The organism is Lacticaseibacillus manihotivorans DSM 13343 = JCM 12514 (assembly GCF_001435035.1).
GTDB lineage: Bacteria > Bacillota > Bacilli > Lactobacillales > Lactobacillaceae > Lacticaseibacillus > Lacticaseibacillus manihotivorans.
In genome coordinates, this window is sequence record NZ_AZEU01000177.1 from 10,481 (window position 1) to 16,913 (window position 6,433).

Sequence of the window (6,433 nt, forward strand, 5' to 3'; positions counted from 1 at the left end):
CATTATTCCAGTAAGTACCCTGAGGCCCAGGAACTTACTGAAACGATTGAAAAAAATCTAAGGAGAGAAGTGAAGTGGAATGAACAAATTTCCAAAGCATCTACGCTTGCCGCGCGAACTCTCGGCCGGAGTAGCAGCTTTATTAGTCCTGGTGGGGGCCGTGATGCTTGCCTCTGGCAACAGAGTCAGCGCATCAACAGTTTTACCAGGGCAAAGCGTTTTGACAGGCAACATCGCGTCAGTTCCGAAAGCTGGTGAAACAGTCGATGGGAAGTACTCAGTAATTGCGAAAGTTAGCTCTAAAACTGAACTGAAGGGTCTTGGCAGCGCATCAAACATGACGAAAGACACCAAAGCTGATGCGCATGTCGGAACTGGGCTTCATATTGATGGATCAGCCCCTAAAGGTTCTGCTGGTGCACTTTATACCAATATCGCAAGTTTAGGCGGCCGTTCCTTGGATCTGGCGATTGTTGCAACAGATTGGACTTCAGATGTTGCAACGATCCAGTTCCGGACTGCATCAATCGGGGTCGATCTGATCCCAGTTGCAAATACTACAATCGACGATGGTGCGGCGCAATTCAAGTTCATTTACTTGGATCATGAAACGCATAAGCCTGTTGAAGTTAACGGTTACTACACCTTTAACGACATCGACTGGGGCCAGTCGATCGGGTTAACCTCAGACGTTTGGTCACACATCGATCACATGTATGTGCCGACCAATAAGACGATTTTGCAGTATTTGAAGACTGATGCAGGTGCATTTGTTTTTGAACCAGAATCTAGCGTTGGTACTGGAGACGATGATCCAACGAGTCAGGTTACATTCTTATACAGCGGGATCACTGGCATGGATATGTTGTTCACATCTGCAGGCGATGCTCGCACACATTTGGGCAAATTCAACACGACATCGACCGTGGATTACAGTAAGTCGGTCGCATTGGGTAGCTTGAAAGACGTGCATATTAGATCGTCGTCGGCTTACTTCGGCTACACTGCATATAAGCCGCTGCGGACTAGCACTGTTCCCCCGGCCAAAACAGTCAGCGATTCGGATGAAAAGAAGGTTCAAGAGAACACACTTGACTCTGCCGACGAAACCAATACTTGGCAGATCACGCAAGTTATTCCGAATGAATACCCAGAGTTCTATTATTCTGAGGCATATTTGACTGATAATATTGATCCGGCATGGACAGTTAATAGTCTTAAGATTACAAACGAAAATGGGGCGGACGTCACCTCGTGGTTTAACAGTCTTGGGGCTGGGAACAACTACAAGTTGGCGGCAACCGCTGCTAAGCTTAAGTCGGCAGACTTCTATGGCCATACCTACACCTTCACCTTCAACGCGAAGCTGAAAAAAGGTTATGACTTGTCAAAGTACCTTGTGAACGGCGTTTATACATTCACCAATCAAGGGACCTTTACAACTGATACTGGCACCAAGCCAACCAGCACCGTCACCACTTTATTGAAGGAAGAACAATTGACCCTTCATAAAGTTGATGATGCTGGGAAGGCGCTAAGCGGCGTCAAGTTTGCTTTAGCAGATACTGAAGCTAATGCAAAGGGTGGTAAATACCTGAAAAAGGATGCGGAGGGCAACGTCGTTTATCCTTCGGATAGTAATTACTCAGCTTCTTTGGCTGATTACACTGGAACAACTGATGCAAGTGGGAACGTGACGTGGAAGGGCCTCTCTGCGGCAAAAAATACGTCCCATGTATATTATTATGTTGAGTTACAGACAACAGGTGATCATCAGTTGTTGACTTGTATTGGTTCAGTCAAAGCTTCCGCAGACGGTGGCACGACCAGTGTCACGAATAAAACCAAGGTTCATTTACCAGACACCGGCTCCGCAGAACGATTGTATCTGCAACTAGCAGCGTTGCTCGTTTCGATGCTTGCTGTGACCGCTGGTTTAGGCGTTTTGAAGATCCGCAAGCAACAGAACTAAAAGACAACTACTGAAGTTGTCTATTTTTTTGAAAAAAAGCATTGGAAGAAATGAGGGACTTCAAAAATGGAATTGAAGATTAATAAAGCAAAAGCATTTGCATTAAGCGCAGGTTTGCTGTTCTCAGTGGGGGTTCTAACTCAATTGGCGCCAACATCTGGAACCGTTCAAACTGTTCGCGCCGCAACCGTTACCCCAACTGCCGCTACTCGCGTGGCGCCGGCAACGGTCAACGTGACCTTACACAAAGGTATGACGTTGACAGGTAAGACCCAAGCAGCCATTACTGCCGATGGTGAGGCTCATAGTTGGAGCGGGGACACAACTGATTATGACGCTTCTAAGTATGGCAGTGTCGGTTTCACGGCTTACGATATTACCAACACCGTTTCGTCTTCTGACTTGACAGATGCTGGAATCAAGGCAATTGATGCTGCTATCAAAGCTGATCCAACTGGAAACAAATATACCAGCAAAGCCCAAACTAAGACTTCACAGCAAGTGATCTCTAGTAGATCCTCGACGACCTTCAGCAATTTGGCCGCATCTGATGATAACGGTGACCAGCACGTTTGGGTCTTCTTGGAAACCAAGCACTCAAAGGGTCTGGTAACACAACAAGCCGATCCTGTGACCGTAATTTTGCCAGTTACTAATAAGGCGGGCGACAAGTTCCAAACTACTTCTAACTTCTACCCCAAGAACACCGTGACGCCACTAACGTTCACCCTGACTAAGGATGGTGAAGATGGTAAGGCACTGGCTGGGGCGAAGTTCCAGCTATACTCGGGCAAGCCAGGTTCTGGGAAAGCTATCGGTAGTGCAATCACAGCCGATGCCAAAGGCCAGCTTAAGGCAACGGGTTTGACTGTTGGATCTTACTACTTTGTCGAATTGGCAAGTGACAAAGTTTCAGATATTGACACCGATGATGCAGCAAAGACCTACCTTCTGGGTGCCGATGCGCGTAACGATACAGCCAACAAACTTGGCTTCACAATTGGTGACGACGGGATTGATCCGGCCTCGCTGAACGGGACTTACATTAACTATGCAACACCAGGATTGACTAAGACTGTTGATGATAAGAAGAACAGCTTCACACAAGGGTCTTTGGTGCCATTTGATAGCACTCAAAAATTCCCAACTGATCTTGCCGGCGGCAAAGGGAGCACCTTCATGGGCCAATCCTTTGTGACAGAGCCTTATGGTGTTTACAACTTGACTGATACGGTTCCAGCGGGTTTATCTTGGGTTGCTGCTGAAGGTGGTTTGAAGATCACTTCTGGGGATAAGACTCTGGTTGAAGGAACTGACTATAAGTTGACCGATCTGGGTACTGACAAAGGTTGGAAGGTTGACTTTATCGTCAACAACGGCCAAGTTTCCAAGAGCGTCGCCGCTTTGGCAGGCCAGTCTTACAGCATTAAGTACAAGATGGTGCTCACGGCAGATGCGGTTACGGATGCAGCTTTGAACAACCAAATTGACTTGGCTTACCAAAACCACCCAACCAACACGGGTGTTCAACACGTCCGTCATATCATTCATAAAGTTCCCGTTTATACCTACGGGGCCAAATTCTTGAAAGAATCCTCAGGCGTATTTGGCTCTGGGATTGCTGCAACGCCGCTGTCTGGTGCTAAATACGTGATTCAAGACAAAGCGACCGGCAAATATTTCAACGGCTTCAAGGACGGTTCAGATGAAGATAGCGTGCCTGAAGCACAATGGGCCGCTAGCGCAGATGCCGCGACGGCTGGTGTGCTTACCTCTGACAAAGACGGGAAGTTTGAAATCCACGGTCTGACGGCAGGGACCTACGTATTACATGAAGTCGGTGCGCCAACGGGCTATGAGCTCGCCAATAAAGATCAAGAATTCACTGTTGGTCCGAACACTTATACCAATGATCTTGTGACGTTGAAAGATGACCAGAAACCCGGCTTGCCAGACACTGGCTCCACTGAAGGTCAAATTGAATATGCGATTGCTGCCATCGGTGCGATGACGATTGTTGTTGCTGTATCCTACGTAATTTACAAGCGTAAGCATACTGTAGCCTGATGCGATGAGAAAACATGCCAAATTGATTAGCAGACTTCTTTTAGTCATCATGATCGGATGTGTAGCTGCGCTTGTTGCGCTTGGTGTTCACTATGTCGTACCACAATATGAAACGTATCAGCAGCAAAAAGCTGCTATCGCAAGTCTTGATAAAAGTGGTAGCCGTGCTATGGCCAAGGCTCAGTCAGCTAAGGGTACTGCCTCAACAGTAGATGTTCAACAAACCGAAGCAACGACGATTGGCGCGGTGATCATTCCCAAGATCAAGGTTGAGCTTCCCGTCTTTTCCAATTCGAGTACCAGCGCATTAGACGTTGGTGCTGGGTGGTTGCCACAGTCATCACCCCTTGGTGGTGGCGAGAGCACCCATGCAGTGATTGATGGTCACAGCGGCAAGATTTTGTCCCTGTTCACCAGAATTAGGGAGTTGAAGAAGGGAGATCCAATCTATATTAAGGTTAAGTCGCAGACGTTGGAGTATAAAGTAACCTCAAAGAGTACTCATAGTCCAACCTACGTCAAAGACCTGGTTCCTAAGCATGGTGAGGATCTTCTTACGCTGATTACGTGTACGCCGATATACCTCAACACACACCGATTACACGTCACTGCCAAACGAGTGCCATTTGATGGAAAAGTTTCGGGTGTCAAGACTTGGATACAGTGGATATTTGATCATCCGCTACAAGTGCTCGGCAGTGTGCTGATCGGATTGGTGATGCTCATCTCCGTAATCTGGTGGATAGTTCAACATCGTGCCAATGATTCAAGAAAAGAAAGGAGAATTCAATGAAAACGACGAGTTATGCCACGGCGCTGTTTGCAGCGCTGTGCTTCAGTACGGCCGCATTAACGGCTGTACCCGTCAATGCCTCGAGTAGTGCGCCTTCCGTTGCTGTATCGGCGAGTGCATCATCAACAACAAGTTCCGACTCGAATGTTCAGTCTCAGACCAGCGACGTTGTTGAGCCTGAGGCGGATGTTTCACAGACTATTGAGATTCATCAAGTAATCAGTAAGACATCAACGAAGGCTGCCTCTGTTGCTGATACGACATACACAGGCGTCAATGGCGCGACCTGGTCTGTTTATGACGTGACGTCTGATTTGACTAACCTTCTTGGTGAACAGAAGGATGCCAAGGATGTTAAGACGGCTAGCGATCAACTTGAAGCAACGCTGAGTAAGAAATCATATGATCTGGCAAAATATACCAAGGTGACAACTGGCAAGACCAAGTCCATTGATCGTGTTGATGGGCTGCTGGACGTACCAGTTACTGTCAAGGCACATGAATATAAAGCACTGCTATTCCAAAATGATGCGGTCCCAGACTACACAACGAAGGCAGAACAATTTGTGCTGATCGTGCCCCTAGCTGATGATTCTGGAAAAATTCCATCTAAGATGGTAATCCAACCTAAGTCGCAGACGATTCCAAAGCCCAAGACAAAAACACCTACTGGCGAATTCCCACAAACCGGTGACCGCTTGAATTGGGTGTTCTCAATTGCAGGTGCGTTGGTATTAGCTGCAATCGGCTACTTTACCAAGTTACGCTTTAGCCGCAAATCAGAATAGCTTAATAAACAGTCGTATGGCTGTTTGATCCCTCCAGAACTTTTGGAGGGATTTTTTGTTGCCGACGATTCCGCTTAATTACTGGCTGCGGGGGTTTGACTCCTCCGGGCAACGTTGGCCGTTTGGCCTAGAAACAAAACTTGTGTTGAGAAAGAGGTGATCAGATGGAGAAAGGAGTTTATCTAGATGATTCGTTTTTGGCAAAGCCAGTAGGTGAGACCGGCGACATATATGGCAATCATCCAGAACTTGTGGCCCACATTAAGCCCGTGTTAGCGAAAGTCATGCCCCTAGTACTAGATGAGCTCAAGCCTGGCGGCCAGTTACTTATTGGACAGGTGGTGTCTGGCAAGAATGATACCGGGTTTGTGGCGACATACTGTCCTAAATACTTGGTTGCAATTGATATCCGTCGCGTCGATCGACAGGTGAATGGTGAGATTACAGTTCGCGGGTCGCGTGTGAATGGATTAAGGAAGGAGCTCATCTAATGGAACGTACTAAAAGGGTGATTGCAGATCCCAGACGAATCCAAGCAAATTATATGCCGCAAGGACGGATCCGAGTTGTTATCCCACTAACCGATATTAAAGGGAGCCTGGCACGCTTGAGTGGCGGAACTTTTCTGTTGAAGCGTGGTTGGTGGGCTTATCCAGACTTAGAACCAGTCGGTGTAATTGACACTGCGCGAAAGTCTGATCGATTTTATGCGGAACTCTTTATCCGACAACCACAAATTGCGTGAAGAACTAGGAGGTAAGTTTGAAAAATACTAGAGATAGAGATACCTAACCATAGGCGCACTCAAATAAG

7 protein-coding genes are annotated in these 6,433 nt (G+C 47.2%); all 7 read left to right on the top strand.

Annotated elements, in window-relative coordinates:
• Window positions 1-258 (top strand): hypothetical protein (locus FD01_RS16675; RefSeq protein ID WP_235802956.1); only part of this gene is annotated, 258 nt, incomplete at its 5' end.
• A 79-nt stretch (window positions 259-337) separates the two neighbouring features.
• Window positions 338-1,972 (top strand): isopeptide-forming domain-containing fimbrial protein, encoded by a 1,635-nt coding sequence (locus FD01_RS10190; protein ID WP_191991450.1) that lies wholly within the window; start codon window positions 338-340, stop codon window positions 1,970-1,972.
• A gap of 66 nt (window positions 1,973-2,038) precedes the next feature.
• On the top strand, window positions 2,039-4,039 hold the full coding sequence (locus FD01_RS10195) for a pilin N-terminal domain-containing protein (RefSeq protein ID WP_054719221.1): 2,001 nt from the start codon (window positions 2,039-2,041) through the stop codon (window positions 4,037-4,039).
• Between the two features lie 4 nt (window positions 4,040-4,043).
• Window positions 4,044-4,832 (top strand): class C sortase, encoded by a 789-nt coding sequence (locus FD01_RS10200; protein WP_056964099.1) that lies wholly within the window; start codon window positions 4,044-4,046, stop codon window positions 4,830-4,832.
• Window positions 4,829-5,620, top strand: a complete 792-nt coding sequence (locus FD01_RS10205) for an LPXTG cell wall anchor domain-containing protein (RefSeq protein ID WP_054719227.1) — start codon at window positions 4,829-4,831, stop codon at window positions 5,618-5,620. Before FD01_RS10200 ends, FD01_RS10205 begins: the two co-directional genes overlap by 4 nt.
• 164 nt (window positions 5,621-5,784) lie before the next feature.
• The gene (locus FD01_RS10210) at window positions 5,785-6,111 is read left to right on the top strand and encodes a hypothetical protein (RefSeq protein WP_054719230.1); all 327 of its coding nucleotides are present in this window, start codon (window positions 5,785-5,787) and stop codon (window positions 6,109-6,111) included.
• Window positions 6,111-6,365, top strand: coding sequence for a hypothetical protein (locus FD01_RS10215; RefSeq protein ID WP_056964101.1), 255 nt, complete (start codon window positions 6,111-6,113; stop codon window positions 6,363-6,365). Before FD01_RS10210 ends, FD01_RS10215 begins: the two co-directional genes overlap by 1 nt.
• Window positions 6,366-6,433: the final 68 nt, after the last annotated feature.